Source organism: Halorubrum sp. (assembly GCF_046498025.1).
Lineage (GTDB): Archaea > Halobacteriota > Halobacteria > Halobacteriales > Haloferacaceae > Halorubrum.
In genome coordinates this window covers 1-25,625 of the sequence record NZ_JAWOBM010000079.1, presented here as the reverse complement: position 1 = coordinate 25,625, position 25,625 = coordinate 1, and the positions used below count along the sequence as shown (strand labels likewise).

Genomic DNA, 25,625 nt, shown 5'->3' with positions numbered 1-25,625 from the left:
CCGGCAGCGACCTCCACCGCGCCGCGTGGCGCGTCGCCGACCACGAGAAGGTCGTCGCCCCGAACGCCCACGCGGACGACGCGCCCGCCCCGCGGTCGGTTCCGGAGGGAACGGCCGTCGTTCTCGCGGGCGACGCGGCCTCCGAGCCGGCGGCGACGCCCGCAGAGCTGTCGGCGTGTGTCGGCGATGTCCTCGATTGACTGACCGCGGCGGTCTCAGCGGTCGAGCTCGCGGCGGAGGTCGCCCATCCGGACCTCGCGTTCGGCGTGGGCGTTGTGCTGGTGGATCGACTCGTCGTTCGACTGTTTCATGCGGATCACGGCCTCGTCGGGCAGGTGGTCGAACTCCTCGACCGTCCCCTCGGCGAGCGCGCGGACGCAGTCCTCGACGAACTTCGCGTCGGCGTGGGCCTCGTAGGTCATGTGGTCCTCGTCGGGCCGCTTCGCCATGTTGTAGATCCGAGCGCTCATGGAGTCGCGGGCCACGTCGATCAGGTCGCGCAGGTCGAGGTCGGGGTGGCCGTCGGTGGTGACGGTAAGCGTCGCGTGACCGCGCTGGGAGTGGCCCGGCTGCGGGACGGCCTGCAAGAACTCCTCCGTCGTCTCCTCGTCGACGCCGAGGGCGGCGAGCTTGTCGCGGGCGCGGGACTCGCTCATCCCCTGCGAGCAGGGGCAGACGGTCATCCCGGTGACCTCGGCGCCGATCTCCTCGCGGGTGCCCGCCTCGGTCGCCGTCGCGCTGGCGATGATCCTCGACGTGCTCTGCGTCTCGATCCGTGACGCCGGCGTGTCCTCGCGCGTGACCAGCTTCGCCGTCATCGACACCTCGGCGGTGGTGGTGTAGTCGTGCTTCTCGAGGAGTCGCTCGGCGGCGTCGCCGCAGACGTCCTCGACGCGGTACGCCTCCTCGCGAGTGATCTCCTCTAAGATCTCGTCGATCGTCGCGAGGTTCCGCGACATGTCGATCCCCTTGCGACCGCTCGGGAGGTCGACGAACACCTCGAACTCGGCCATGAGGACGATCGGGCGCTGATCCCCGCGGGCGAGTTTGACGAGCTTCTCCACGCCGGTGACGCCGACCTGCGAGAGCCCGACGGTCACGTCGGGCGACGACGCCTGAACGTCCGGCAACTGATGACTCATTACGAACACGTTAGGGTACTCCCGGGATTAGCACTTTCGATAGGGGGTCTTGCGTAGGGTAGTTTTTTCGCCCGTATTCGGGGGTTTCGGGGTAATCTGCCGGCGGAACAGGAACGCCGGCCTCGACGGGCCGGGGGCGGTCGCGGGACGGTCACCGTCGGCGGTACGCCGCCCCCGCTCCGCGGCGTGGCGCATCGCCCGCGAATCGCGGTGTGGTACCCGCTCTCGGGCGGCGCTCGTAACGCACCATTTATATCTGCGGCAGCGGAACGTAGCCCAAGACCATGCCGAGTTCCAATGGGCCCCAGAAGGCGACCCGCGACAAGCTCTCGAACAAACCGCGCGACCGCGGCACGTCGCCGCCGCAGCGAGCCATTCAGGAGTTCGAGACGGGCTCGCAGGTCCACCTCAAGATCGACCCCAGCGTCCAGGAGGGTCGCTTCCACCCGCGCTTCGACGGGCGGACCGGCACCGTCCTCGGCAAGCAGGGCGCCGCGTTCAAAGTCGAGATTCCGGACGGCGGGAAGACGAAGACGCTCATCGTCCGCGCCGCCCACATGAGCGCCCAGCAGAACTGAGATGACGATCTTCAAAGAGAAGATCGACGAGGAGTACGTCACCATCTCCGAGGCGAAGGACGTCCTCGTGGACCTCGAGGCGGAGCGCGCCGAGGACGAGGACCGCGACCTCCGCTACGAGCTCGCCCGCGCCATCGAGCACGTCAACCGGTTCGCCCGGCTCGACGCCGAGGAGTCCCGCGAGCTCGTCGAGGAACTGACGGAGCTCGAGCAGATCGACGTCCCGACCGCCGTGAAGATCGCCGACCTCCTCCCCGAGGACCGCACCGAGCTACGTTCGGTGTTCGCCCAGGAGCGCTACTCGCTCGACGGCGACGAGCTCGACGACGTGCTCGACATCGTCGCGAAGTACGCCTGATACGGTACGAGACGGGGGTTTCTCCGTTCCGTTTGCTCTGTCGATCAGAGCGCCTCGCTTCGTTCATCTATAACGTACCGTCCCGGTGACGAGCTCCGAAGCTCCAGCTCCGAGGGGCTCGCGGCCGACCTGCCGCTCGCCTGTCGAGGGCGCCCGTCGGTCGCGTTCCCGAACGGGTCGACCGGTCCCCGGAACCCCTTTGAACGGCCGCCACGAGAACTCCGATATGATCGACGAGACCGTCGCCGAGATCCGGGCGATGCAGACCCACAGCACGTCGGCGGTGGCAGTCAAGGCGACGCGGGCGCTCGCGGAGCTGCTCGATCGCGAGTACGTGACGGTCGACGAGTTCGAGCGCGACCTGGAGCACAACGCGGGCGTGTTGCGCCGGTCGAACCCCTCGCACGCCGCGCTCCACAACGCGATGCGCGAGGTCGAGCGCTCGATCATCGGCGAGCCGACGAGCGTCGAGGACGCGAAACAGCTCCTCGAAGACACCATCGACCGCGTCGCCGACGAGATCGAGACGGCGAAGGGAGAGGCCGCCGCCAACGCGGCCGAACACATCGATGACGGCGACACGCTGCTGGTCCACGACTACTCGACGACGGTGCTGGAGTCCATCGAGAACGCCGCGCGCGACGGCGCGCGCCTGACCGTCTACGTCACGGAGGCCCGCCCGCGCACGCTCGGCCGGAAGACGGCACGCGTGCTCGCCGGGATGTCCCGGATCGACGTCCGCATGGTCGTCGACAGCGCCATGGGGTACGCCCTCCGGGACTGCGACCGCGTCCTCCTCGGGATCACCTGCATCACCGGCGGCACCTACTACAACCGGATCGGAACGTTCCCCGTCGTCGTCACCGCGCGCGAACTCGGGGTCCCGGTGACCGCGGTCGGGTCGGGCGCGAAGACGATCGAGGAGTTCCGCTTCGAGAACGAGTTCCGCGACGCCGTCGAGGTGATGCGCGAGCCGGTCGAGGGCGTCACGATCGAGAACCCGAGCTACGACGCGACCCCGATCGGGATGATCGACACCGTGATCACCGACGACGGCGTCGTCGATTGACGTCCTCGCCGCTCGGTCGCCCCCTCGTCAACTGACAGCGGCGTCGGTTTCGGGCGACGGTCGGAGACGCCGGCGTCGGCGGCTCGACCTCCGACGCAAGTGCTTTGTGCATGCGTCGTGTTAACGGATACAATGAGCGTGCACTCGGGCCCCTCGACCGCGTTCCGGATCCCCGCCTCGGATCCGGCCCCGATAGCAGAGTGCACGACCCTCTCGTGCGAGGTCGGCGCGGCGGTCACCGCGCCGGCCGTGATCGCCGCGGTGGTCCTCGCCGGCCTCGCGGCGTTCCTCGCGTTCGCGTACGTCCGCGACGCGGCCGAGGCCGGCAAACGCGAGCAGCAGCGCGTGCTCGCCGAGCGCGACGCGTTCGAGACGTTCGCCGACCGCGTCGCCGCCCTCGACCCGGCCCCGTCCGGATCGACGGCCTCGGGAATCGACGGGTCGATGGCGGCCGTTCGCACGGTCGATCGAAGCACCGATACCGGCGACGTCAGGCTCAGGCGCGTGCTGGCCGCGTACCGCGACACGGTGATGTCGGTCCCGCACTACCGCGAAGAGTACGACGAGACGATCCCCGAGAGCCTCGCCGCGGAGCTGGGCTCCGACACGGCGACCGCCCTGGCGTCGAACGGCACCCTCTCTGCGGCGTCCCAGTCGGCGCTGGTCAGGCGGAGCCGGCGGGCGGCCGAGGCGCGCTCGTCGCTCGCCGACGCGATCGGCGAAGAGATCGACGCGCTGCGGGCGTTGGAGAACGACCTCGCCAGCGTCGACCGGCGGCGGGAGCGGCTCCTCGAGCACCTCGACGGCGTCTCCGGCGCCGGCACCGGGGCGGCGATCGACGTCTGGGAGCGGCTCGAGGACCTCGAACGCGAGTGCGACGAGATCGCGGCAGACCGGCAGGCGGCGCTCGCTGACCCGCCGATGACTCCGGACGCCGCGGTCGACATCGAGGGAGACCACGCCTTCTACGAGTACCTGTACGGGCCGACGGACGGGCCGCGGTATCCCGTGTTAGCGCAGGTCTCGGAGCTCGCGGAACGGATACGCGAGGACCGCGACCGCGTCGCCAGCCGGCTCGCCGGCAGCCGGTAGCCCGGGCGGCTCCGTCTGCCCTCGGACCCGCCGTCGGGCGTCCTCGTCTCCTCCCGGTGCGGTACGCCGTGACTACTAATGAGACGAGGCGCAAACCGACCGCACATGACGACCCACTTCCACGGGGGAACCGGCGAGAGACGCCGACCTTACCGACGCCGAGTCGACCGGTATCCACGCGCCGATCGCGGAGCCGTCCGCCTTCCGTGCGACCGCCGCGGCGACCGAGGCGGGCGATAAGCGATGTTCGGAACGAGCGGCGTACGCGGGCGGGTCGGCGTCGACGTCACGGCCGATCTCGCGCTCGCGGTCGCGCGCGCGGTGGCGGTGGACGCCGATCGGGTCGTGGTCGGTCGCGACGTCAGGGACTCGGGCCGGGCGCTCGTCGACGCGGTGTGCGCCGGGCTGACGGAGTGCGGCGTCGACGCGATCGACGTGGGGACGGCCTCGACGCCGACGATCGCCCGGGCGGTCGGCTCCCGGGACGCCGACGCCGGCGTCGCGATCACCGCATCGCACAACCCGCCGGCGGACAACGGGATCAAGCTCTGGTCGCCGTCGGGGCAGGCGTTCGACGAGGAGCGGCTGGCGGCGATCGAGCGCCGCGTCGAGTCGGAGGCGGCGCCGTTCGCGGACTGGGACGGACACGGCGACCGGATCCGGTGGGACGGGGCGGCGGACGCGCATCGACGCGCGCTCTTGGAGACGGGCCGTCGCCGGGCGGCGGACGCGGGCGTCGACCTCGACGACCTCCACGTCGTCGTCGATGTCGGCAACGGGACCGGCGGGGTCACCGCCGACGCCCTCCACGAGCTGGGCGCCACCGTCGAGACGCTCAACGCGCAGCCGGACGGCCGGTTTCCGGGTCGCCCGAGCGAGCCCACCGCGGACGCCTGCACCGGGCTGACCGCCCACGTCGCGGCTCGGGACGCCGACCTCGGCGTCGCCCACGACGGCGACGCGGACCGCATGATGGCCGTCGACGACGCGGGACGCTTCCTTTCCGGTGACGAGCTGCTGGCCGTGTTCGCCCTGGAGGAGGCCGGCTCCGGCGACCGCGTCGCCGCGCCGGTGGATACGAGCCTCGCGGTCCAGGACGCGCTCGCGGCGCGCGGGGCGTCGGTGGTGCGAACCCGCGTCGGGGACGCGTACGTCGCCGAGAAGACCCGCGAGGAGGGCGTCGCGTTCGGCGGCGAACCCTCCGGCGCGTGGATATTCCCGACGGAGACGCGGTGTCCCGACGGCCCGCTCGCCGCCGTCGCACTCGCGGTACTGGCGGCGGACCGGCCGCTCTCCGAGCGTACCGACGCGATCCCGGCCTATCCCATCCGTCGGGAAGCCGTCGAGACGACGCGGAAAGAGTCGGCGATGGCGGCCGTGACCGATCGGGTTCGGGAGTCGTACGACGACGTGAACGACATCGACGGCCTCCGTGTCGGGGTCGAGGAGGGCTGGTTCCTCATTCGAGCCTCGGGGACCCAGCCGCTGGTCCGCGTAACCGCGGAGGCACGCGATCCCGAGGCCGCGGACCGCCTCCGCGCAGAGGCCCGGTCGCTCGTCGACGACGCCGTCGCCGGTCTCGACGACGCCGAGTGAACCTCGGTCGGCCCCCTCGACCGTCCCCCGAGTCCGGTTCGCGGTTGCGACGGCGGAGCGACCGCCGCGCACCCGGTCCGTTTCGTGCGAAGAAGTGGCACGGTACTACGTGTGTAGTACCGGCTCGGTTGACATGCGATACACGTCGACAGAATCGAGATGCCCCCGTAGCCGTTGGGTACAGACAGACACATGAGACCGGACACCGTCGACAACCTCTGCTGGGACATCGTCACGACCATCGCCGGAGAGCGCGGTATTGAGCCGGAGCGGATCGACGAACGCCTGTACGACGTGATCGACATCGAATCGCTGGCGTCCCTCGTCGAGCAGTCGGGTCGGACCGAATCGATGGACCTGTCCGTCTCCTTCCGGATGGCCGGCTGTTTCGTCACCGTGACCGGGGACCGGACCGTGCGGGCGAGCGCCCCGAACTGACCCGCGGTCGGAGACACGCGCCACGCCCTCCGCACCGGGTGGACCTACTCACTGAACGACCGCTCTGCGTTCCGCGTCTGTTGGACGACCTCTCTGCGGCCCGTGTTCACGGGAAGCGCATCCAGGATCCGCTCCGCGGCGTCGCCGTCTCCGTACGGGTTCTCCCACTCCGCGTCCGCGTCGAGCGCCTCGGCCACGGATCGGACGACGCAGTCCGGATCGAACTGGCTGAGTCGGTTCGCGCCGACCTCGGTCGTCGCGGCCCGCTCGGTGTTGTTCCGCACGGTCACGCACGGGACGCCGAGCACGCACGCCTCCCCTTGAACGCATCCCGAGTCGGTGAGGACGGCCGTCGAGGCCGACAGCAGTCGCACGAAATCGGCGTACTCCAGCGGATCGATCGTTCGCACGCCGGCGGGCACGTCGATCCCGGACCGGTCCAGCCGCTCGCGAGCGCGGGGATGAACCGGATAGACGACCGTGAGACCGCGTGTCTCCCCGGCGCGCGCGGCGCCCTCGAGCACAGACAGGAAGCGGTCCGGCTCGTCGACGTTCTCCCGCTGGTGGACGCTTACGAGGAGGACTCCGTTTCCCGCGATACCGAGTTCGTCGAGCACGTCGCGCTCCCGACGGCCGCTGTCGCGGACGCGGTCGAGAGCGTCGACCGCCGTGCTCCCGGTGACGGTTATCCGCAGTTCCGTGATCCCCTCACGCACGAGGTACCACCGGTTCTTGTCCGTCGGGACGAACAGGTAATCGGCGACGTGATCGACCGCCACTCTGTTCGTCTCCTCCGGGGTCAACCGGTCGAAGCTCCTGAATCCGGCCCCGACGTGAGCGACCTCGGGATCCATCTTGCTCGCGGCGATCGCGCCGGCGAGCGTGCTGTTGGCGTCCCCGTGAACGACCACGATATCGGGAGCGATCTCCGCGAGGACCCGCTCGATCTCGGCCAGCATCATCCCCGTCTGCTCCCCGTCCGACCCCCTTCCGATGTCGAGGGTGACGTCGGGTTCGGACAGGTCGAACTGTTCGAACACCGAACGCCCGAACCCCTCGCCGCGGCGCTCGCCCGTGTCTATCACCGCGTGGTCCACGCCGTACCGCTCGCACGCCCGGATCACGGGCGCGAGCCTGATCGCCTCGGAGACGGTGCCGAGCACGAACGCGAGTTCGGTCATCGCCGATCGGCCTCCGCTCCGCCGTCGGTCGTACCACCGTCGTGTGCCACGTCCAGCTGCCGGTCCCGGCGAGCGGTTTCGACGCGATCTACCCTGTCGACTCTCGGTGCGCTGATGTCGTGAACCAACCCCTCGTTCTCCTCGACGTCGAGCCACGTCCCGAACAGCAGCAAGAGGAGTCCGAGGGTCGCGACGGAGAGCGACGCCATCCCACCGAGGAACGTGTCGACGCCGGCGTTCAAAAGCGAGTAGCCGCCGCCGACGACTCCGGTGAGCAGGACGACGGCGCCGAACGCGTAACACGCCGCGAGCGGGTGGAATCGCCGGAGCACGTACGATTGCGCGATCCGCGTGAGGAAGTTCCGCGCGATCAACGCGGAGAGCCGCGGGACGAACGACGAGTAGCGGATGGTGCTCCGCTCGTCGCCGTATCGGGCCGGATGCGCGACGTCGGCGATCGGCTGGCGGTTGACGTTCAGCACGAACAGGATATCGTTGAGGAACCCGTACCGGTCGTACAGCCGGTCGAAGCGGACGATCCGGAGCCCCTCGCTGGAGATCGCCGTGAACCCGTTTTGCGGGTCGGACACCTCCCAGTAGCCGCTCGAGACGCGCGTCAGCATGGTGAGGAGCATGTTCCCGAACAGCCGCCAGCGTGACATCGTCGCGTAATCGCGCCTAGACCGGAGCCGGTTCCCCTTCGCGTACGTCACCTCACCGGCCGCGACCGGCTCGATGACGCGCTCGAGGTGCGCGGGATCCATCTGTCCGTCGCCGTCCATGACGGCGACCACGTCCATGTCGTCTTTTAACGCCCGGGCGTAGCCCGTCTTCACCGCTCCGCCGGCGCCGCGGTTCCGCTTGTGTTTGATCGGCACCACGACGGTCCGCTCCTCCGTCCCACCGGACCCGTTTCGGGTCGCGGACGGGTCGTTTCGCCGCTTGGCGTGTTCGCGGATCTCGGTCCACGTCTCGTCGCTCGACGCGTCGTCGACCGCGTAGACCCGGTCGACGTAGGAGGGCATCGTCTCGATCACCCCGCCGACGTGACCGGCCTCGTTGTACGCCGGGACGACGACGCCGACGGTCTGGCCGTCGTACATCGTCAGCCCTGCCCTCCCGCGTGGTCCGCGGGTTCGTCAGCTCCGAATCGGGACGGTCGAGCCTGTCGGTACCGGTTCGTTCGGCGCGCGGTGAGGGCTATCGTGGAGACTCCGTGTCGATCTCCGGGGCACGAATCCGCGAGCGGACTCTCCGAGTGAAGCATACACTTCCCACTCGCCGAAACGGGCTTTGTTATGCACAGCCTCACCGACCGCGCCGTCCCGTCGCGCGCCGTCTGGACCGGTCTCGATCGCTTCGCGGTCCGTTCTCACGTCGCCGTCGCTCGGAGACTCTCCGCCGTTCGGCGGCGCGCGTGACGCGCCGGGCCGTTGGCGCGACGTCGTCCTCGCGCGCCGAGACGTTCGACATTCGAGCCGTCGGCGCGCTCCCCGGCGAGGACTGTCACGCTCCAAACGGGGGTATCAGGGAGACAATAGCGCCGATATGGGGATGATAACAAACTAATTATGGGTTGTTCAGTCACTCATTCAATCAGACCAATCGCGGGAACCGTGCCTGTCGTCCGCGCATGAAGCGGAGTGCTGAATCCCATGGAGGAAATCACGAAAGACGAGGTGTTCGAGGTATTGAGTAGTTCACGGCGACGGCTGATCCTGTATCACCTCCATCGACGCGGTGGCAGGGCGGTGCTGCGGGACCTCGCTCGAGACACGGCGGAGGTCGAGAGCGACGGCGACGTCGACGACGACGTCGTCAAGCGATTCTACATCTCGCTGTACCAGACCCACGTTCCGAAGCTCGAGGAGGTCGGACTCGTGGAGTACGACAGCGAAAGCAAGACGGTGTCGCTGACGGATCGAATCGAGGAGGTCGAGGCGATCCTAGAGACTGAGACCGAACCCGAACGCCGATGGGCGTTGTACTACGGAGCGCTCGCGGTCGTCGGCAGCGCGCTCGCCGTCGCCCAGCTGTTGGGCGTCTTCCCGCCGGCGACGAGCATCGTCTTCGTAGCGACGCTCCTGTTGCTCGCGACCTTCCAGTACTACGAAACGGAGGTCAAACAGCGGGAATACCACTTTCTCGAGCAGCTCGTGAGCGAGTGAGGCCCCGCGCGCGTTCAGTTCGCGTACTGCAACCCGACGATCGTGAGGATGCCGACGACGCTGAGGAGCGTCCAGACACCGGCCGGCACCGCGGAGAGCGGACCGAGACCGAGGGCCCCGACCGTGACGACGGCGACGACCGTCCCCGCGACGACGGGGATCGTCCAGGCCCGGTTCGCTCCCTGCGTCTCCTGTTGACCGTCGTCGTCGAGGTCCATGTACTCCAGTAGCTGGTGAACGGACGCCTGTAGCTCGATCGTCCCGCGGTCCTTGTCGTAGTCGATGACCCCCAGCGAGTCCATCTTCGGGAGATGGCACTGATAGAGCCCGATGTAGACGCGCTTCCGCTGGTCGGAGGAGAGCTGGCGGACGTCGATGTCGTTCTCCCTCGCCGCGATGTGCTCGGCGAGGTCGTTCAGTTCCGCGTACCCGTCGTTCTCCCGTAGATACCGAATAACGGTCCGACGGCGGCGGTTCTTCAACAGATCGAATATCTCACCCTTGGTTAACTCCGCCCCGCCCTCGCGCGACGTCTTCCCGATGTCGTCCAGGTTCGAGACGCCGGTCTCGGAGGACTCGTCGCCGGTGGAGGACTCCTCGCCTATGCTACTCGTCGACTGTCTGCTGGGTGACCCCGTTTTTCCCGCTGACATTACTCACCGTTACACGCACACCTACCTTAGATATACAGAACCTAATATCGACTGACACAACCTGAAACTGGCTTCTTTCCGAGCAAGAACGAGTTCACGCCCCGCCTGAAACGACTCACATACGGGTGTTCGAGGCCTGAAGGCCGATTAATATAATGTTAATACATCCGATTTTGCTCGGAACCGAATCGAGCGGCGACGGGCCCGGTCATCGCCGCGGGAGGACGCCGATCCGGCTCACTCCACCGTGACGCTTTTCGCGAGGTTTCGCGGCTTGTCGATGGCGCGCGCGAGCTCGTTCGCGGCCATGTACGACACCAGCTGGAGCTGGACGTTCGCGAGGATGCCGGCGACGTCGTGGTGCGTGTCCGGGATCCGAAGCACGTGATCCGCGTAGTCGTCGATCTTCGCGTTGCTGTCGGCGGTCACGGCGATGATCGGCGCGTCGCGCGCGCTCACTTCCTTGGCGTTGTGTAGCGTCTTGGTGTCGTTTCGGCCGGTGAAGACGGCGAACACCGGCGTGTTCCCCGTGACGAGCGCGAGGGGGCCGTGTTTGAGCTCGGCGGCCGAGAACCCCTCCGCGTGGTCGTAGGTTATCTCCTTGAACTTCAGCGCGCCCTCGAGCGCCACCGGGTGTGCCACCCCTCTCCCGATGAAGAAGTACGACTCGGCGTCCCGGTACGCGGCGGCGACCGACTCCGCGGCCGGCTCGTCGAGAATCTGCTGGACGTCGTCCGGCAGCGCCGCGAGCGAACTGAGCAGTTCGCTCGACTCGCGAGGGCTCGCTCCGTTCCTGTCGTAACTGAGCCGCTCGCTCAGCAGGATCAGGGTCGCCACCTGCGAGGAGAACGACTTCGTGGCGGCGACGCCGATCTCCGGGCCCGCCCGGATGTAGACGGTGTGCTCGCACTCGCGCGTGATCGTGGACCCGACCACGTTCGTCAGCGCGAGCGTGCGGGCGCCGGTCCCCTGGATGCTCCGTATCGCCGAGAGGGTGTCGGCGGTCTCCCCGCTCTGGGTGACGGCGATGACGAGCGTCTCGTCGTCCACCGGCGGCGGGTTCGACCCGTACTCGCCGGACAGGAACGCCTGCGCCGGTATCCCCCGGTCCGCCAGGAGCGTCGTCGCGTACACCGCCGCGTGATACGACGTCCCCATCGCGACGAGGTGAACCGACTCGATCCCGTCGAACGCGTCGTCGGGCAGTTCCTCGAACTCGACGCGGCCCTCGACGGGGTCCATCCGGCCTCGAATGGTCTGCCGCAACGCGGCCGGCTGCTCGTGGATCTCCTTGAGCATGTAGTGATCGTACCCCCCTTTTCCGGCGTCATTGGGGTCCCAGTCGACGCTCTCGAACGAGCGCTCCACCGGCTCCCCGTCCGTGTCGGTGATCTCGTATCCGTCCGGATGTATCGCGACCACGTCGCCGTCGTGGAGGTAGACCACTTCGTTGGTGTACTCGAGGAACGCTGGCACGTCGCTCGCGAGGTAGTACGCGTCGTCGGCGCGGCCGAGCACGAGCGGCGATCCGCTCCGCGTTCCGAACACGGTGTCGGTGCCCTCGAACACCGCCGCGATGGCGTAGCTCCCCGAGAGGCGGTCGATGGTCCGCCTGAACGCGGCCTCCGGGCCGTAGCCGGCCGAGAGGAACTCCTCGAGCAGGTGCGGGACGACCTCGGTGTCCGTGTCGCTCGTGAACTCGTGCGCGGACAGCTCCGTTTTCAGCTCGGCGTAGTTGTCGATGATACCGTTGTGGACCACGGCCACCTGACCGAGGCAGTCCGTGTGGGGGTGCGCGTTCGCGTCGGTCGGCGGGCCGTGCGTGGACCACCTCGTGTGCCCGATCCCGGTCGACCCGCGGATCGACGCCTTGTCGATGGCGTCACAGAGGACGTCGATCTCGCCCTCGTGTTTCACCACGTTGATCCCGTCCGGGGTCACGGTGGCGACCCCCGCGGAGTCGTACCCGCGGTACTCCAGGTTGCGGAGCCCGGAGAGGAGTTCCCCTATCGCCGGCCCGTCGCCGACGCGAGCGGTGATCCCGCACATTACGCCACCACCTCCGCGTTCTCGGGGACGTCGCGGCGGAGCGCGATACCCGGGGCGACCGTCCCGCGCGGCCCGATCCGACAGCCGGGGGTGATCGTGACGTTGGCCCCGACGGTGGCGCGGTCAGCGACGACGCCGCCGAGCCGCCGATCCGTGTGTTCGATCCCGTCGACGACGAGCGTCGCCGACCGCCCCGGTGACACCGTCCCGTCGCCGATCGTCGCACCGCCGCCGACGATGGTGTCCCGGAGCAGCGCGTTCGCGCCGACGCGGGAGTCGGGCCCGACGATCGAGCCCTCCAGGACCGCGTTCTCGCCGACGATCGTACTGGAGAGGAGACAGGTTCCGCCCTTTATAACGGCGCCGGCCGAGACCCTGCAGTCCGACCCGATCAGCACGTTGTCGCCGACCACGGCCGACTCGTGGACCCGCGCCGACTCTTTCACCCGGTCGCCGGTCTCGGCGAGCGTCGGGTGGGAGTAGAGGATCCGCTCGTTCGTCCGGAGGAGGTCCCACGGGTAGGAGGGGTCGAACCAGACGCCGTTCGGCGTCGCGGCCACCACGGGGCCGTCCAGCTGGCCGATCGCTCCGGTGAGCGGTCGCTCCCCGTCCTCGAACCCGGTCCGCTCGAGCGCGTCGAACACCGAGTCGTCGAACGCGTACACGCCGACGTTGATCCGCGCCGACACGCCGTTTCCGTGCTCCTCGATCCGGGTGACGACCCCGTCTTTAACGCCCACGGTGCCGTACTCGCCGGCTCGGTCTGACGCGGCGACCGCGAGACAGGCGGCGGCGTCCGACTCGGCGTACCGGTCGGCGGTGACGCGGACCATCGTGTCGTCGATGACGTTGTCTCCGTTCACGACGAGGAACTCCCCGTCGACGTGGTCGGCGGCGGCCTGTAACGCGTGTCCGCTCCCCAGCTGCGTCGACTGCGTGACGTAGGTGAGGTCGACCCCGCGGTAGGTGTTCTCGAACCGGTTCTGGATCCGGTTCCGTCCGTGGCCGACGACGAGAACGATGTGGTCGACCCCGGTCTCGACTAAGGCGTTGAGCGGGTACTCCAGTATCGGTCGCCCGCCGACCCGGAGCATCGGTTTCGGCTGGTATCGGGTGAGCGGTCTGACGCGCCGCCCTTCGCCGGCCGCGAGGACGACCGCCTGATCGAGTGCGCTCATCGTTCCGCCTTATCGGCGCGCACTGACCCCGTATCTGCCTGCACTGACCCCGGACGGAGGGAACGCCCGTCGACGTTCGTCTCCACACCTCGGAGGACGTATCTATCCATGCACGCTATCACCGTATGGGTGATGATTGTAATGCAGAACCTTTCGCGATCCGTCGAGGGGGGAGACGGCGGCTCGAAACATGATCGAACTGTTATGTCCGTCCTACCGTGGCATCGTCTCGGAGCCGATATCGGGGGACCGGTCGGGAGGAGTCGGGTGGAGGGCGAAGAGAGCGGACTGGGACGGGGAGAATCGAGTGGAACGGGGGAGACGAACCGACTGAGCGGCGGAGGCGGCGCCGAACGCGAACTCGACGGCGCCGAACGCCGCGGGGGACTCAGGGGGGAATGGACGCGCGGTGACGACAGCGGTCGCTGCCGACGGCGGACGGCCTCGCTACCGGCGGAGCGTCACGAGCTCCTCCGTGACCTCGACGGCGTAGCCGCAGTAATCGAAAGAGAGGCGTACGCCCGAGCGTCCGACCGCGTGATGCGCATCGAACAACTGGTCGATCGCCTCGGGGTCGATGAAGTCGGCGAGAACCGGCAGTTCGCCGGGGCTCACCGACTCGGCCTCGGCCACCGCTCGGACGATGGAAACCGTCGCCGACGTGCCGGGTTCGGTCGGAATACGCTCGATGATCGTCGTGTCGCCTCCGGCAGCCGTGCGGCCTTTGTGTACGTCAGACATCATGTGTTCTGTGCCGTTAGTTCATACACGAGAGGACGGTAATAAACAGTATCGATTCGGCGTAACGGCGTGATCGCGCCGAAATCGGACGACCGCTCGGCACCACCCCTTCGCCTCGCTTCGAACACGTCTCGAAGCCCGGGGCGCGATCGTCGTCCGGCTCGCGGCGAGGGAGCCCGTTCGTACGGGGGTATCCGCCGGCGGTCGGACTGAAACGATACACAATTCCCTCACGGTTTAATAGGGTAGTTCGTGCGTACTACGAATATGCTCTGTATAGTAAATACCCACAACGGTCATGTACCGTGTGTACCGTGACTGAGGTAGACTGTCCCTGACCCCGGACACCCGCGTCAGTTACGGTACGGGCCCCCCCGCCCCTGTTTCCTGACGACGCTCGATCCGCCAGCGGCGGCTCCACCGACTTCGACGTCCATGCGCCAGCGGCCGCTCTCGTGACTCGGACGTCCATGCGCAGCCCTGACGACAGCATGCGCAGACTCGAAGACATCCATCCACAGGCCTGACGACGGCCACCCGCGAGTCCGACGGCACCCACCTGCGGCCTCGTCGGTGCCGGAACATGCCGGGTAGCAGCCGCATACTAAACTCCCGCTCCACGGTATCGATGGCGCATGCACGCAGTCATCCTCGCCGCGGGACGGGGAACGCGGATGGGACCGCTGACGGAGACGACGCCGAAGCCGATGCTCCCGGTGGCAGACGCGCCGCTCGTCGAGCACGTCGCTGACGCGGCCGTCGAGGCGGGCGCCGACGAGCTGGTGGTGACCGTCGGCTACGGCGCCGACCGGATACGTGAGCACTTCGGCGAGACGCACCGCGGCGTCCCGGTCCGATACGCGGTCCAGCAGTCGCAGCGGGGCACGGCCGACGCGCTGGCGGCGGCGGCCGCTCACCTCGACGGCGAGTTCGCCGTGCTGAACGGCGACTCGCTGTACCGCGGGGCGGACCTAGAGCGCCTCTTCGAGTCGACGCCGCGGATCGGCGCGTACCGCGTCGACGACCCGTCCCAGTACGGCGTGCTGACCGTCGACGGCGACGTGGTGACGGACGTCCAGGAGAAGCCGGCCGACCCGGCGACGAACCTCGTCAACGCCGGCGTGTACGCGTTCCCCGCCGAGACGGTCGACCTCCTCGACGTCCCGGAGAGCGATCGGGGGGAGCGCGAACTCACCGACGTGGTCGCGCGGGTGATGGCCCGCGGCGACCTCGGTTACGCGGTCCTCGACGAGTGGATGGACGTCGGGCGGCCGTGGGAGCTGCTCGAGGCCAACGAGCGGCGACTGCCCGGGCGTGACGCCGGATCGGAGGCGCACACCGGCCGCGACGGCGTTCACCCGGACGCGACGATACGCGGCGACGTGGTCGTCGAGGAGGGAGCGACGGTCGGGCCCGGGGTCGTCATCGAGGGGCCGGCCCTGCTTCGGACGGGGTGTTCCGTCGGGCCGAACGCGTACGTCCGCGGCGCGACGCTGATCGGCGAGGGGGCCCACGTCGGTCACGCGGTGGAGATCAAAAACAGCGTCCTGATGGCGGACGCCACGGTCGGTCACCTCTCGTACGTCGGCGACAGCGTCCTCGGGCGGTCGGTGAACCTCGGCGCCGGAACGAACGTCGCGAACCTCCGGCACGACGGGGACCCGGTCGTCGCGACGGTGAAAGGAGAGCGGGTCTCGACGGGACGCAGGAAGTTCGGCGCGGTGCTCGGTCCGGGGGTCAAGACCGGCATTCAGACGGGAATCAACGCAGGGGTGACGCTCTCCTCGGGCGCGCGAACGGACCCCGGCGAGATGGTCCTTCGCGATCGGTGAGCCGCCGAGCGCGTCTCCGTCGTCCGAGGGCCGCTACGGGGCTCGGAGGGACTGCTCTCGCGGCGCGTCCTCCCGCCGCGCCGCGTCCCCGCTGGAGAGGCGGTTCCGGGGGAGACAGTCGAGACAGCCGCGAACGGTGTCTCCCATCCCGAACACGCGGACGAACCGTCGACTCACCGCCGACCCGCACCGGTTGCACCGTCGATTGACGTCGGTCGCGGTTTCTTTCATGTCTCATGCATCGAATAGGGCGTATATCAGTATACACGGGATAGTGGAACCGGTCGATTCCGAACGTGTATTTGATCCCTGTTAACATGTCTGTCTCGAAAGCCGACAGATCCTCCTCAGCCGCACGCGTGACCGGTCAGCGACCGGTCGCTCGGGACGGGACTTCGGGGGTCGCCCCCTCGTCGGTCCGGATCACCTCGGACCCCGCGACGAACGCCCGCTCCACGGTCGGTGTCGGCGTCGGGTCGACGACCGCGAGGTCCGCCCTGGCGCCGACCTCGATCCGTCCGCGGTCGTGGAGTCCCGCGATGTCGGCCGGGTTTCGCGTGACCCTGTTGACCCGCGTCGACAGCGGCTCCCCCGTGTCGACGAACGGCGCCGCGAGCAGCGACGCCGGGTGGTAGTCCGAACAGAGCGCGTCGAGAACCCCCGCCTCGATCGCGTCGCGGGCGCTGAGATTGTCCCAGAGGCTCCCGCCGCGCACGAGGTTCGGGGCCCCCATTACGGTCGCGAGACCGAGGTCCGTCGCGCGCTGCGCGGCCTCGAGCGTGAGCGGGTACTCGCTGACGGCGGCGCCGTGCTCGGCCATCGTCTCCACGTCGGCGCGACACTCGTCGTCGTGTGACGCGAGCGGCGCGTCGACGCGTCGAGCGAGCTCGCTGATCCGGGCGATCCGCCGGTTCCGACTCGCGTCGTCCATTCCGCTCCGTTCCGCCGCCGCGGACCGGACGGCTTCGGCCGGCCAGTTCCGGTCCTCGACGTAGTGCCGCTCGAACGACTCGGCGTCGTACTGGCCGTCGCCGGGGGCGTGGTGCATCACCGACACCAGGTCGACGTCGATCTCCCCCATCAGCTCCTCCACCGCGTCGGCGCTGGCGTCGGCGAGTTCGCAGCGCGCGTGTACGCGGTTGTCTCCGAGCGCGGCCGTCCCGCGGTCGACGGCTCGGGCGAGGCGCGCGGCGTTCTCCAGGTTTCGACCGTCGCCGGGCGACTCCTCGAACGCGAGGGCGTGGAACTTCGTCGTCACCCCGTGGAGGACGTTCGTGCGGTCGGTGGTGGCGAGCGCGGTCATCGGGTCCGTCTCGGCCCCGGAGCGCGGCGCGAACTGTTCCTCGATGTCGTCGCCGTGGAGGTCGATCAGCCCCGGCATGACGACGCGACCGTCGGCGTCGATCACCGTCCCAGCGCGCGCGCGATGGCGATCAGAGCGATCGATTCGGACGATACGCTCGCCCGCCACGACGACGCGACCGTTTTCGATGACGCCGGAGGGAGTGACGACCCGTCCGTTCCTGATCTGGACGAACTCCGTCATGGCGGCCACCTTTCCGACCGACCACGGTCCGTCGCCGTGGTCGGCGATCCGTCTCTCAGTCCGAACGCGGGGAACCGTGCGTTCATGATCGCTTCGATAGGCGCAGTAACGGTATTGTTAAGAAGTCACAACCGCTCGGTTCGGCTTCGATTCCGATCCGATATGCGGCGGTTACTAATGAGCGCAACCCGCGTCACACAGGACATGATTGATGACGCTCCTCCAACAATAACGGGGACGATAATTGCGGTTCACGTCAGCGAAACGGGTCCGATCGACGGATCGAACGAGAGAGTCGGCGCGCGCAGATGACGGGAAATACCGGCGGAGGCCTGACCGCCGACGCGTGCCTGACGCTCCTCTCGAACGCGCATCGACGAGCGGTGCTGCTGTCGATATACGACCGTGGCGGCAACGACGCCGGTTCGTTCGCCGTCGAGGAGATAGTCTCCGGCTCGATCCCACCGCGCGTCGAAGTGGCGCTGAACCACACTCACCTCCCGAAGCTGGAAGATCACGACGCTATCCGGTGGGACCGCGATGACGGGACGGTCGGCCCGGGCCCGGCGTTTGAGGAGGTCGAACCGTTCATCGACTGTCTAGAGGACTCCAGCGAACAGCTTCCGGACGACTGGCGGTCCCACTCGGACAACTAGCGGTCGAGGCGGGCCGTCAGGCCGTCCGAACGCGGACTCCGCCGCTCACCGCCACGCGGACGCGGAGACGTAGCTGCCTTCTTCGGCGGTGATCCACGCCGTGGTACGCTCGCGCTCCGAGAGGTCCGTCGGGTGGAGGGTACACTCGTCGGGCCTGTCGTCGTACCGAACGATCGTTCCCTCGAGCGTCGGGCGTCTGGGGCTCTCCTCGGTCGGTCGCGTCACCCCTCCGCCGGTTCGGCCGTCGTCGTTCGCTTCTCCGGTCATACCCCTCACTACACTGATACCCTACATCGTTATTCGTTTCTTATCCACGTCTTCAACACTTTTCCGGGCTGATTATCGCTTCGGGGGCCTCCGGACCCCCAGTCGCACCCGGCCCGTGGTCGCGTCATCGCTGAGTTCCGCGCACCGCGCCGGCGCGTCGCCGCTGGGTTCCGCGCACCGCGCCGACGCGCCGTTCGCCGTCGGCGTTTGCTTCCCTCTCGGGCTCCGATGCGTGGATCGCGCGGGGACCTGACCGTCGATTATCCGGTTTATAAACTTAGCCGGTCGATCAGACTGGGAACGTATGCAAGCAGTTGTGCTCGCTGCCGGAAAGGGGACTCGCCTCCGTCCACTGACGGACGAGAAGCCGAAAGTGCTCGTCGAGGTCGACGGGACGCCGATCATCGAGGACGTCTTCGACAACCTCATCGCCTGCGGCGCGACCGAGCTCGTCGTCGTCGTCGGCTACAAGGCCGAGCAGATCATCGACCGCTACGGCGACGAGTACCGCGACGTGCCGATCACCTACACCCACCAGCGCGAGCAGCTGGGGCTCGCCCACGCCATCCTCCAGGCCGAGCCCCACGTCGACGGCGACTTCATGCTGATGCTCGGCGACAACGTCTTCCGCGGCAACCTCGCCGACGTGGTCAACAGGCAACGGGAGGAGCGCGCCGACGCCGCCTTCCTCGTCGAGGAAGTCCCCTACGAGGAAGCCTCCCGGTACGGCGTCCTCGACACGAACGAGTACGGGGAGGTCGTCGAGGTGGTCGAGAAGCCCGACGACCCGCCGAGCAACCTCGTGATGACCGGCTTCTACACGTTCACGCCCGCGATCTTCCACGCGTGTCACCTCGTCCAGCCCTCCGACCGCGGCGAGTACGAGCTCCCGGACGCCATCGACCTGCTCATCCAGTCCGGCCGCACCATCGACGCGATCCGGCTGGACGGCTGGCGGATCGACGTCGGCTACCCCGAGGACCGCGACCGCGCCGCCGAGCGACTCTCGGAGCGCGCACACGAGGAGGCCGCGGCGGCGGCGGAAGAAGAAGAAGCGGTCGCCGAGGACTGACCGCGCCGTCCGAGCGCGCTCTCTGTCGGCCCGACACGAGGCTGATTCGCTGTGCTTCCGCGGCCCGACCGGCCGGCGCGTTCGCCGGGAGTCCGGCCGAACCGCGCTCCGCGGCTACTTGTGCCCTTCGCTGGCCAGGTGGTGGTTCATCACCGTCTCGATGCCGTCGACGATCTGCTCCGCGTCGACGCTCTCGACCTCGGCGGTCCGCTTTCGGACCGTCCGGTCGCGAAGCTCCCACTCGCGGGTGAACTCCGACTCGATGCCGTGCGACCGGATCCGATCGGCCAGCTGCTCGATGTCGTGTTCTCCGGCGTCGACGATCTCCTCGTAGTCGATCACGCCGCGTCGGAGCGCGCAGACGACGACCCCCGAGCTGATGTCGCCCTCGCCGAGCTCGCGCTCCCACGTGGTGACCCAGTTCCCGATCCGCGCCATCTGTTGGAGGTCACAGAGGATGCTCCGGAGCGCTCCAAGCTCCGACCGGTCGAACGACGGCGAGTGCATCAGGTCGACGCAGGCGTACGGGAACATGGTCATGTTGTACGCGTCGTGGCGCTCGGTCTCCGCCCGGTTGACCATCGCCGGGTTGTCGTTCACGAGCCCGGAGTACTCCATCGCGTTGAACGTCTGCCGGAGGTCGTACTCGAAGACGTCGACGAACTCCGCGTACCGCGGGGCGGTCCTGATCGAGGCGTCAATCTCGTCCCACAGCTCCGCGAGGTATCCGAGGACGATGTAGTCCACCTCCCCGCTCACGGACCCCGCACGCTCGGTCGCGTCGACGCCGAACGGGATCCAGCGACCCGCGTCGAACGTCCCCTGGTCGCCCTCGCTCTCCGCGAGGTCGTCGAGCACCGTCACGAACATCGTTAACAGCGTCTTATGCTCGTACACCCGGGCGCGTTCGCCGTCCGGAACAGAGGTTAACGTGAACTTATCGAAGAGGTTGTGGATCCACTTCCAGAGGAACCGGTCCCGGTCGCCGATAACCCGAGCGTAGCGATCTGCGAACGCTGCCGCGGTTGGTGGAAGCGTAACGTCGCTCACTTGCTGGGTGTACTCCATCGGGTTGGGTCCCCCCCACTGCTCGACCGTGACCTGTCCGCGAGCCTCGTGTGACATACTGGTAAACACAAGCATAACTGTGTTAAGCCTTTTGTTCCCAATATATATTATGATAATAACCACATTACCGTGACAATCATAGTAGTTCTGGTAAATATTATTAACTTTGTACAGCTGCGCTCGTCCGTTTTTCTCACCGAGTCACGCGTTCGAATTTCGTCTCATCTCCTATTTTCGAATTGATGTCACCGAGAAATATAGTAACCCGTGAACGTGACGAGATATTTATATGTCTCTGGGCGCTCGTCCCGCTGTGTTCGAACGGGGTCGATCCGAGGAACCGTTTACGATGGGGGGCCGATGGACCTGACGGCGCCCGACCACCGAGCGGCGGTCGGGCGCTACCTCGCGCGGGCCGAACTCGGCTTTCTGTACGCCGAGGGCTCGAACGAGATCGTCGACGCGAACGCGACGGCCGACGAGCTACTCGACGTCGACGGCGGGCTCGTCGGGGCCGACCCGCGCGAGATCGACCCGAGCTTCGGTCCGGAGCTGCTCGCGGCCGTCGAGGAGGCCGCCCGGGCGGACCGGACCGTCGAGGAGGCGGTCACGATCGACGACGGAACGGCGCTCCAGTTCCGGGCGGTCCCGGGGGAAGACGGCGTCGGCGTGCTCGTCCGCGACGCCACCGACGACGTCGGACTGCGCCGCGACCTCCGTCGGTCGAACCGTATCCTCGAGACGCTGGAGGACGGCGTCTACACGCTGGACGAGGCGTTCGTGATCACGTCGGTCAACGAGGCGATCACCGAGATGACCGGCTACGACCGCGAGGAGCTCGTCGGGTCGCACGCGTCGATGCTCGCCGGGAGCGAGACGCTCGACAAGGCCGAGGAGATCCTCGACATGCTCCGCGGGGGCGGCTCGGACATCGGGATGATCGAGTCGTCGATCAGGACGGCCGACGGGGAGCTGCTGCCGATCGATACCCACTTCTCTCCGGTCGAGTTCGACGACGGGCGCCGCGGACGCGTCGGCGTCCTCAGGGACGTGACCGACCGACGCCGCAACGAGAGCGCCCTCCGGGAGCTGAGCCGCTCCGCCCGTCGGCTGCTCCGAGCCGACGACGCGGAGTCGGTCTTCGAAACCGCCGTCGACGTGACCGCCGCCGTCTGGCCCGAGGCCACCGTCGTGGCGTACTCGTTCGACCGGACCGAGGCGCGGCTGATCCCCGTCGCCGCGTCCGGCGGCGACCACGACGAGTGCGGGCCGGGGAGCCTGGTCTGGGAGGCGTTCACCACAGGCGCGGACGACGCGGCGACGACGATCGATCCGGCCCGGGCGAGCGACGCGACCGACGCTGACTCCCGGACGTCGTTCCACCGTATCGACGACTCAGCGACGGCCGACGCGGAGGCCGGTTCGGCGACCGACGCGGAGACCGGTCCGGCGGAAGACGCGGCGACTCCCTCCCCGACCGGGCGGGTGGTCGAGCGGTCGAACGAGCCCGACGACTCCTCCCCTCGCACCCTGTACGCGACGCTCGACGGGTACGGCCTGTTCCGGGTCGATTTCGGCTCCGCGGAGCCGGCGGGGAACGTCGAGGAGCCGGTCGGACTGCTGGCCGCGAACGCCGTCGCGGCCCTCGACAGCGTCGAACGGGAGAACGAGCTCTCTCGAAATCGGGAGCGACTGGAGCGGCTTCACGGGCTCAACACCCTTCTCAGGCGGATCAACGGGGAGCTCGTCGACGCCGATACCCTCGAGGAGATCGCCGAGGCCGTCTGCGACACGCTCGTCGAGTCGGACCAGGTCGAGTTCGTCTGGGTGGGAGAGACGTACCGAACCGGCGGAAATCCGACTCCCGTCGCGGTGGCGGGCGAGTCGGACGGACTCCTCGACGCCTTACCGGGCGGAGCGGACGCCGCTCCGGCGGTCGGAGACGGCGGTACCGCCGCCGACACGGATGAACTCCCCGGCGTCCGGGCCGTCGAGACGGGCGACCCCGTTCGCGTGTCCGACGTCTCGGACGGACTTCGGCGAGAGCGGTGGCGCGAGCACGCGCTCGCTCGCGGGCATCGCTCGGCCCTCGGCGTCCCGCTCTCGTACGAGGGGCTGTGTTACGGCGTCCTGTCCGTGTACGCCGACCGTCGGTCGGTCTTCGACGACGAGTTCGGCGACCTGCTCGTCGAACTCGGGGACAACGTCGCGAACGCGATCTGCAGCCTGGAGACGAGGCGGTCGCTCCGGACCGAGTCGCTCGTCGAAATCGAGCTGCGGATCGACGGGAGCGACGCGCCCCTGTCTCGGATCGCGTCCGCGTTCGGGGACCCGCTCCGCGTCGACGGAACCGTCCCGCAGGGGAGCGGTCGGTCGCTGGTCTACTTCACCACCGGCGGCGACCGCTCCGGCGTGGCGGAGTCGGTGGTCGCCGTCGAGTCGCTCCGCGAGACGGGCGGCGGACCGAACGCCCGACTCGAGGCGACGGTGAGCGAAGAGACCGTGGTCGACAGGGTGAGCGCACACGGCGGAAGCGTCGAACGGCTGGTCGCCGGCGACGACGAGGTGGTCCTCACGGCGATCTTCCCGCGGTCGGTCGACGTTCGGCGCATCATCGAGCACTTCGAGGACCGCTACGGAGGCGTCGAACTTCGGTCCCGACGAGACCGCTCCGAGGACGACGGTCCGGAGCCCCGAGACGACCTCTCGGACGAACTCACCGACAGGCAGCGGGAAGCGGTCGAGACGGCGTATCTGCGCGGCTACTTCGAGTGGCCGCGCGCGAGCACCGGCGAGGAGGTCGCGACGGCCATGGACATCACGCAGCCGACGTTCAACCGACACCTCCGGACGGCCGAGCGGAAGCTCCTCGAATCCGTCCTCGGGGATATCGACGCCGAGGACTGAGCGCTCCTTCCCCGTCGACCGCGTGATGCGGAGCGGGAGCCGACGACTGCGACCGCCGTCGCGGGGGAGGATCCCGCCGCGCGCTCGGAGACGGTCGCCGCGTCAGTCGGCCATCGGCAGATCCACGTATCGGTTCTCCCACTCGCGCCGGGCACGGAGGCCCTTCGTCCCCTTCTCCGTCAGCTCGTAGAAGTTCGTCCGTCGGTCGCTTTCGCCCTTCTCGACGTATCCCGTCTCGACGAGGGTATCGAGGTTGGGATAGAGTCGTCCGTGGGTGATCTCCCCCATCGACGACTGCAGTTCTGTTTTGATCTCCTGTCCCGACGGCTTCTCGGCTCCGGAGATCACGTACAGGAGGTCGCGCTGGAAGCTCGTGAGTTCGAAAAGGGGCTCTGGCATTGTCGGCGTTTCGTCGTTCGGTTGCTTTGTTATAAAGACGAAAACGCGGATCAGAACCGCTGTGTCCCGCGTTGACGGAACGAATCCACCGTCCCGTCTCACCCGGAATCCCGACGTCCCGCTCGTGGAGGTGTGCCTTTCGATCGTCGGATTTCGGGCATTTTACCGCACGTTACTCCGTCCGTATCGCTCCCCGCGCCGCCGGCCCTACTCCCGCAGCCACTGTCGCCCGGCGATCCCCACGAGCGCGACGACGCTCACCGCCGTCCACCCCGCCGGGGGCACCGCAGAAAGCGCCCCGAGACCGAGCGTCCCCGCCGTGACGAGCGCCGCGGCTCCGAGGGCGAGCGCGACGGTGAGCCGGTCCGACGAGTCGGTTTTCCGGCCGTTCTCGGGAGCTAATTGGAGGTGAAACAGCACCTGCGAAGCCGGATCCAGAAGCGCGACGGTCCCGCGGTGCTTGTCGAACTCGACGACCCCGAGCGCGTCCATCCGGGGGAGGTGACACTGATAGAGGGCGATGCGGACGCGCTTCCGCTCCTGCGAGGTGAGCTGACGAACGGGCGTGTCGTTTTCGCTCGCGGCGATGTGCTCGGCGATCTCGGAGAGGTCCGCCGACCCGCCGTGATCGTGGAGGTACCGGATGACCGCCCGTCGCCGTTCGTTTTTCAGAACGTCGAACACGTCGGTCTGCGTCAGCGTCCGGTCGTCTCCGGGGTCGGCCAACTCCCGGAACTGCCGGTTCTCAGCCCCCCTCGTCGTCATGGCTCTCGTTCGGCACCGTACCCTAATAGTCATTCTGAAATTCTGGTAAAATGACCGTACTGGGACCGATCGTTCGATGTAGTGCGATCAACGACCGAACTGTTCTCAATTAGTCGTTCACATCCGTTTATTGTTCGATTTTGAGCGAGCCGGACGACGTGACCGTCACGTCGCAGCCGTGGTACCGAAACGAGACGACGATCCCCCCCGGATCCGTCGTCCCGGCCCCGCGGAGCAACTCGTTGAGCGCGTCGACGTCGATGACGCGAGCCAGCGGCGGTAGCGCTTCCACCTCGGCACTATCGAGGTCGGCGACAGTCTCCACCACCGCGACACCGGGGGACACCTCCGACCAGTCGTACCGTCTGGTCGTCGAACGACGTGACATTTTACCGACGCATCCCGATCGGCTTCGCAGGCGATGCTCCGCGTATCGATGGGGACCGCACGTCTGTCGCCGCCTCTTCGTACATCGTTCTCCGTTATCTATGGCGATACTTGTATCTCCCGACATCGTCGGACGGTGCCCCGACGCCAACGTGCATTCGGCTCCAACGGACGGATAGCAAGGGATTAACTTTGGACGGCCGGCAGAGAGGTATCACCGTACATGGATGCGAACTTTCCAGACTCCGTGACGGTCGACTACACGGACGGCGAGGGCGAGGATCCGGCGGACTACCCGTCGCTGCAACACAAACTCGAGAAGGCGATCGAGGTCACGAAGCGGGGCCTCGAGCAGTACGAGAACCCCGCGGTGATGTGGACGGGCGGGAAGGACTCCACGCTGACGCTGTACTTCATCAATCAGGTCGCCGAGGAGTACGGGTACGAGAAGCCGACCGCGGTGTTCATCGACCACTACCAGCA

25 protein-coding genes and 2 pseudogenes are annotated in these 25,625 nt (G+C 67.9%); 13 read left to right on the top strand and 14 right to left on the bottom strand.

Going from position 1 to position 25,625, the window contains the following annotated elements:
• Positions 1-200 (top strand): annotated as a pseudogene (locus tag R6U01_RS14640) (thioredoxin domain-containing protein); the annotation flags it as partial.
• 15 nt (positions 201-215) lie between these two features.
• Here R6U01_RS14640 and mptA read toward each other — a convergent pair.
• Entirely contained in the window at positions 216-1,142 is a 927-nt protein-coding gene (mptA, locus tag R6U01_RS14635) for a GTP cyclohydrolase MptA (protein WP_410287182.1), read from the bottom strand.
• A gap of 284 nt (positions 1,143-1,426) precedes the next feature.
• Here mptA and R6U01_RS14630 point away from each other — a divergent pair, with 284 nt between their 5' ends.
• The 6 genes from R6U01_RS14630 (at position 1,427) to R6U01_RS14605 (ending at position 6,273) form a co-directional block, all read left to right on the top strand.
• The gene (locus R6U01_RS14630) at positions 1,427-1,720 is read left to right on the top strand and encodes a 50S ribosomal protein L21e (protein ID WP_410287181.1); all 294 of its coding nucleotides are present in this window, start codon (positions 1,427-1,429) and stop codon (positions 1,718-1,720) included.
• A 1-nt stretch (position 1,721) separates the two neighbouring features.
• Entirely contained in the window at positions 1,722-2,078 is a 357-nt protein-coding gene (locus R6U01_RS14625; protein ID WP_410287180.1) for an RNA polymerase Rpb4 family protein, read from the top strand.
• Between the two features lie 226 nt (positions 2,079-2,304).
• Positions 2,305-3,147, top strand: coding sequence for a translation initiation factor eIF-2B (locus tag R6U01_RS14620; protein ID WP_410287179.1), 843 nt, complete (start codon positions 2,305-2,307; stop codon positions 3,145-3,147).
• 132 nt (positions 3,148-3,279) lie between these two features.
• On the top strand, positions 3,280-4,239 hold the full coding sequence (locus R6U01_RS14615; RefSeq protein WP_410287178.1) for a hypothetical protein: 960 nt from the start codon (positions 3,280-3,282) through the stop codon (positions 4,237-4,239).
• Positions 4,240-4,482: 243 nt separating this feature from the next.
• Positions 4,483-5,835 carry a phosphoglucosamine mutase gene (gene glmM, locus R6U01_RS14610; protein WP_410287177.1) on the top strand — a complete coding sequence of 451 codons (1,353 nt, stop codon included), beginning with the start codon at positions 4,483-4,485 and terminating at the stop codon, positions 5,833-5,835.
• A 192-nt stretch (positions 5,836-6,027) separates the two neighbouring features.
• Positions 6,028-6,273, top strand: a complete 246-nt coding sequence (locus tag R6U01_RS14605) for a HalOD1 output domain-containing protein (RefSeq protein ID WP_410287176.1) — start codon at positions 6,028-6,030, stop codon at positions 6,271-6,273.
• A gap of 44 nt (positions 6,274-6,317) precedes the next feature.
• Here the strand turns inward: R6U01_RS14605 and wecB are convergent, their stop codons facing one another.
• Together wecB and R6U01_RS14595 are read right to left on the bottom strand one after the other, a co-directional pair.
• Complete coding sequence (gene wecB, locus R6U01_RS14600; RefSeq protein WP_410287175.1) at positions 6,318-7,454, bottom strand: non-hydrolyzing UDP-N-acetylglucosamine 2-epimerase; 1,137 nt, start codon at positions 7,452-7,454, stop codon at positions 6,318-6,320.
• Entirely contained in the window at positions 7,451-8,557 is a 1,107-nt protein-coding gene (locus R6U01_RS14595; RefSeq protein ID WP_410287174.1) for a glycosyltransferase family 2 protein, read from the bottom strand. The genes wecB and R6U01_RS14595 overlap by 4 nt, the downstream gene beginning before the upstream one ends.
• A gap of 552 nt (positions 8,558-9,109) precedes the next feature.
• On the opposite strand from R6U01_RS14595, the gene R6U01_RS14590 reads away from it, so the two are divergent.
• Positions 9,110-9,622, top strand: a complete 513-nt coding sequence (locus R6U01_RS14590; protein ID WP_410287173.1) for a hypothetical protein — start codon at positions 9,110-9,112, stop codon at positions 9,620-9,622.
• 14 nt (positions 9,623-9,636) lie between these two features.
• Here R6U01_RS14590 and R6U01_RS14585 read toward each other — a convergent pair whose 3' ends face one another.
• The 4 genes from R6U01_RS14585 to R6U01_RS14570 form a co-directional block, all read right to left on the bottom strand.
• Positions 9,637-10,275: a hypothetical protein gene (locus R6U01_RS14585; protein ID WP_410287172.1), complete on the bottom strand. Its 639-nt coding sequence runs from the start codon at positions 10,273-10,275 to the stop codon at positions 9,637-9,639.
• Between the two features lie 237 nt (positions 10,276-10,512).
• The gene (glmS, locus tag R6U01_RS14580) at positions 10,513-12,324 is read right to left on the bottom strand and encodes a glutamine--fructose-6-phosphate transaminase (isomerizing) (protein WP_410287171.1); all 1,812 of its coding nucleotides are present in this window, start codon (positions 12,322-12,324) and stop codon (positions 10,513-10,515) included.
• Complete coding sequence (locus tag R6U01_RS14575; protein ID WP_410287170.1) at positions 12,324-13,502, bottom strand: sugar phosphate nucleotidyltransferase; 1,179 nt, start codon at positions 13,500-13,502, stop codon at positions 12,324-12,326. Before R6U01_RS14575 ends, glmS begins: the two co-directional genes overlap by 1 nt.
• A gap of 447 nt (positions 13,503-13,949) precedes the next feature.
• Positions 13,950-14,246 carry a HalOD1 output domain-containing protein gene (locus R6U01_RS14570; RefSeq protein ID WP_410287169.1) on the bottom strand — a complete coding sequence of 99 codons (297 nt, stop codon included), beginning with the start codon at positions 14,244-14,246 and terminating at the stop codon, positions 13,950-13,952.
• A 632-nt stretch (positions 14,247-14,878) separates the two neighbouring features.
• On the opposite strand from R6U01_RS14570, the gene glmU reads away from it, so the two are divergent.
• Entirely contained in the window at positions 14,879-16,075 is a 1,197-nt protein-coding gene (glmU, locus tag R6U01_RS14565; protein WP_410287168.1) for a bifunctional sugar-1-phosphate nucleotidylyltransferase/acetyltransferase, read from the top strand.
• 33 nt (positions 16,076-16,108) lie between these two features.
• Here glmU and R6U01_RS14560 read toward each other — a convergent pair whose 3' ends face one another.
• Both R6U01_RS14560 and R6U01_RS14555 read right to left on the bottom strand, forming a co-directional pair.
• Positions 16,109-16,306, bottom strand: coding sequence for a hypothetical protein (locus R6U01_RS14560; RefSeq protein ID WP_410287167.1), 198 nt, complete (start codon positions 16,304-16,306; stop codon positions 16,109-16,111).
• Positions 16,307-16,442: 136 nt separating this feature from the next.
• A complete protein-coding gene (locus tag R6U01_RS14555) occupies positions 16,443-17,621 on the bottom strand; it encodes an alpha-D-ribose 1-methylphosphonate 5-triphosphate diphosphatase (RefSeq protein ID WP_410287166.1) in 1,179 nt (392 codons plus the stop codon).
• Positions 17,622-17,929: 308 nt separating this feature from the next.
• Between R6U01_RS14555 and R6U01_RS14550 the strand changes: the two genes are divergently transcribed.
• The gene (locus R6U01_RS14550) at positions 17,930-18,277 is read left to right on the top strand and encodes a hypothetical protein (RefSeq protein WP_410287165.1); all 348 of its coding nucleotides are present in this window, start codon (positions 17,930-17,932) and stop codon (positions 18,275-18,277) included.
• A 45-nt stretch (positions 18,278-18,322) separates the two neighbouring features.
• Here R6U01_RS14550 and R6U01_RS14545 read toward each other — a convergent pair whose 3' ends face one another.
• Positions 18,323-18,544 carry a hypothetical protein gene (locus R6U01_RS14545; protein WP_410287164.1) on the bottom strand — a complete coding sequence of 74 codons (222 nt, stop codon included), beginning with the start codon at positions 18,542-18,544 and terminating at the stop codon, positions 18,323-18,325.
• 304 nt (positions 18,545-18,848) lie between these two features.
• On the opposite strand from R6U01_RS14545, the gene aglF reads away from it, so the two are divergent.
• Positions 18,849-19,616 carry a UTP--glucose-1-phosphate uridylyltransferase AglF gene (gene aglF / locus R6U01_RS14540; protein WP_410287163.1) on the top strand — a complete coding sequence of 256 codons (768 nt, stop codon included), beginning with the start codon at positions 18,849-18,851 and terminating at the stop codon, positions 19,614-19,616.
• Positions 19,617-19,730: 114 nt separating this feature from the next.
• Here the strand turns inward: aglF and R6U01_RS14535 are convergent, their stop codons facing one another.
• Entirely contained in the window at positions 19,731-20,741 is a 1,011-nt protein-coding gene (locus R6U01_RS14535; RefSeq protein ID WP_410287162.1) for a hypothetical protein, read from the bottom strand.
• 303 nt (positions 20,742-21,044) lie between these two features.
• Here R6U01_RS14535 and R6U01_RS14530 point away from each other — a divergent pair, with 303 nt between their 5' ends.
• The gene (locus R6U01_RS14530) at positions 21,045-23,591 is read left to right on the top strand and encodes a bacterio-opsin activator domain-containing protein (RefSeq protein ID WP_410287161.1); all 2,547 of its coding nucleotides are present in this window, start codon (positions 21,045-21,047) and stop codon (positions 23,589-23,591) included.
• Between the two features lie 102 nt (positions 23,592-23,693).
• Here R6U01_RS14530 and R6U01_RS14525 read toward each other — a convergent pair whose 3' ends face one another.
• From R6U01_RS14525 to R6U01_RS14515, 3 genes are all read right to left on the bottom strand, one after another.
• Entirely contained in the window at positions 23,694-23,990 is a 297-nt protein-coding gene (locus tag R6U01_RS14525; protein WP_410287160.1) for a PadR family transcriptional regulator, read from the bottom strand.
• Between the two features lie 207 nt (positions 23,991-24,197).
• Entirely contained in the window at positions 24,198-24,755 is a 558-nt protein-coding gene (locus tag R6U01_RS14520; protein WP_410287159.1) for a hypothetical protein, read from the bottom strand.
• A 127-nt stretch (positions 24,756-24,882) separates the two neighbouring features.
• A complete protein-coding gene (locus R6U01_RS14515; RefSeq protein WP_410287158.1) occupies positions 24,883-25,143 on the bottom strand; it encodes a HalOD1 output domain-containing protein in 261 nt (86 codons plus the stop codon).
• Positions 25,144-25,365: 222 nt separating this feature from the next.
• On the opposite strand from R6U01_RS14515, the pseudogene R6U01_RS14510 reads away from it, so the two are divergent.
• Positions 25,366-25,625: pseudogene (locus R6U01_RS14510) on the top strand (nodulation protein); the annotation flags it as partial.

Coding starts and splice junctions, on each gene's coding strand:
- glmS (WP_410287171.1), bottom strand. CDS start 12,324: ATGTGCGGGATCACCGCTCGCGTCGGCGACGGGCCGGCGATAGGGGAA.
- mptA (WP_410287182.1), bottom strand. CDS start 1,142: ATGAGTCATCAGTTGCCGGACGTTCAGGCGTCGTCGCCCGACGTGACC.
- R6U01_RS14550 (WP_410287165.1), top strand. CDS start 17,930: ATGACGGGAAATACCGGCGGAGGCCTGACCGCCGACGCGTGCCTGACG.
- R6U01_RS14555 (WP_410287166.1), bottom strand. CDS start 17,621: ATGACGGAGTTCGTCCAGATCAGGAACGGACGGGTCGTCACTCCCTCC.
- R6U01_RS14570 (WP_410287169.1), bottom strand. CDS start 14,246: ATGATGTCTGACGTACACAAAGGCCGCACGGCTGCCGGAGGCGACACG.
- R6U01_RS14530 (WP_410287161.1), top strand. CDS start 21,045: ATGGACCTGACGGCGCCCGACCACCGAGCGGCGGTCGGGCGCTACCTC.
- R6U01_RS14575 (WP_410287170.1), bottom strand. CDS start 13,502: ATGAGCGCACTCGATCAGGCGGTCGTCCTCGCGGCCGGCGAAGGGCGG.
- R6U01_RS14585 (WP_410287172.1), bottom strand. CDS start 10,275: ATGTCAGCGGGAAAAACGGGGTCACCCAGCAGACAGTCGACGAGTAGC.
- R6U01_RS14605 (WP_410287176.1), top strand. CDS start 6,028: ATGAGACCGGACACCGTCGACAACCTCTGCTGGGACATCGTCACGACC.
- R6U01_RS14620 (WP_410287179.1), top strand. CDS start 2,305: ATGATCGACGAGACCGTCGCCGAGATCCGGGCGATGCAGACCCACAGC.
- aglF (WP_410287163.1), top strand. CDS start 18,849: ATGCAAGCAGTTGTGCTCGCTGCCGGAAAGGGGACTCGCCTCCGTCCA.
- glmM (WP_410287177.1), top strand. CDS start 4,483: ATGTTCGGAACGAGCGGCGTACGCGGGCGGGTCGGCGTCGACGTCACG.
- glmU (WP_410287168.1), top strand. CDS start 14,879: ATGCACGCAGTCATCCTCGCCGCGGGACGGGGAACGCGGATGGGACCG.
- R6U01_RS14615 (WP_410287178.1), top strand. CDS start 3,280: ATGAGCGTGCACTCGGGCCCCTCGACCGCGTTCCGGATCCCCGCCTCG.
- R6U01_RS14590 (WP_410287173.1), top strand. CDS start 9,110: ATGGAGGAAATCACGAAAGACGAGGTGTTCGAGGTATTGAGTAGTTCA.
- R6U01_RS14520 (WP_410287159.1), bottom strand. CDS start 24,755: ATGACGACGAGGGGGGCTGAGAACCGGCAGTTCCGGGAGTTGGCCGAC.
- wecB (WP_410287175.1), bottom strand. CDS start 7,454: ATGACCGAACTCGCGTTCGTGCTCGGCACCGTCTCCGAGGCGATCAGG.
- R6U01_RS14630 (WP_410287181.1), top strand. CDS start 1,427: ATGCCGAGTTCCAATGGGCCCCAGAAGGCGACCCGCGACAAGCTCTCG.
- R6U01_RS14595 (WP_410287174.1), bottom strand. CDS start 8,557: ATGTACGACGGCCAGACCGTCGGCGTCGTCGTCCCGGCGTACAACGAG.
- R6U01_RS14545 (WP_410287164.1), bottom strand. CDS start 18,544: ATGACCGGAGAAGCGAACGACGACGGCCGAACCGGCGGAGGGGTGACG.
- R6U01_RS14515 (WP_410287158.1), bottom strand. CDS start 25,143: ATGTCACGTCGTTCGACGACCAGACGGTACGACTGGTCGGAGGTGTCC.
- R6U01_RS14560 (WP_410287167.1), bottom strand. CDS start 16,306: ATGAAAGAAACCGCGACCGACGTCAATCGACGGTGCAACCGGTGCGGG.
- R6U01_RS14625 (WP_410287180.1), top strand. CDS start 1,722: ATGACGATCTTCAAAGAGAAGATCGACGAGGAGTACGTCACCATCTCC.
- R6U01_RS14525 (WP_410287160.1), bottom strand. CDS start 23,990: ATGCCAGAGCCCCTTTTCGAACTCACGAGCTTCCAGCGCGACCTCCTG.
- R6U01_RS14535 (WP_410287162.1), bottom strand. CDS start 20,741: ATGTCACACGAGGCTCGCGGACAGGTCACGGTCGAGCAGTGGGGGGGA.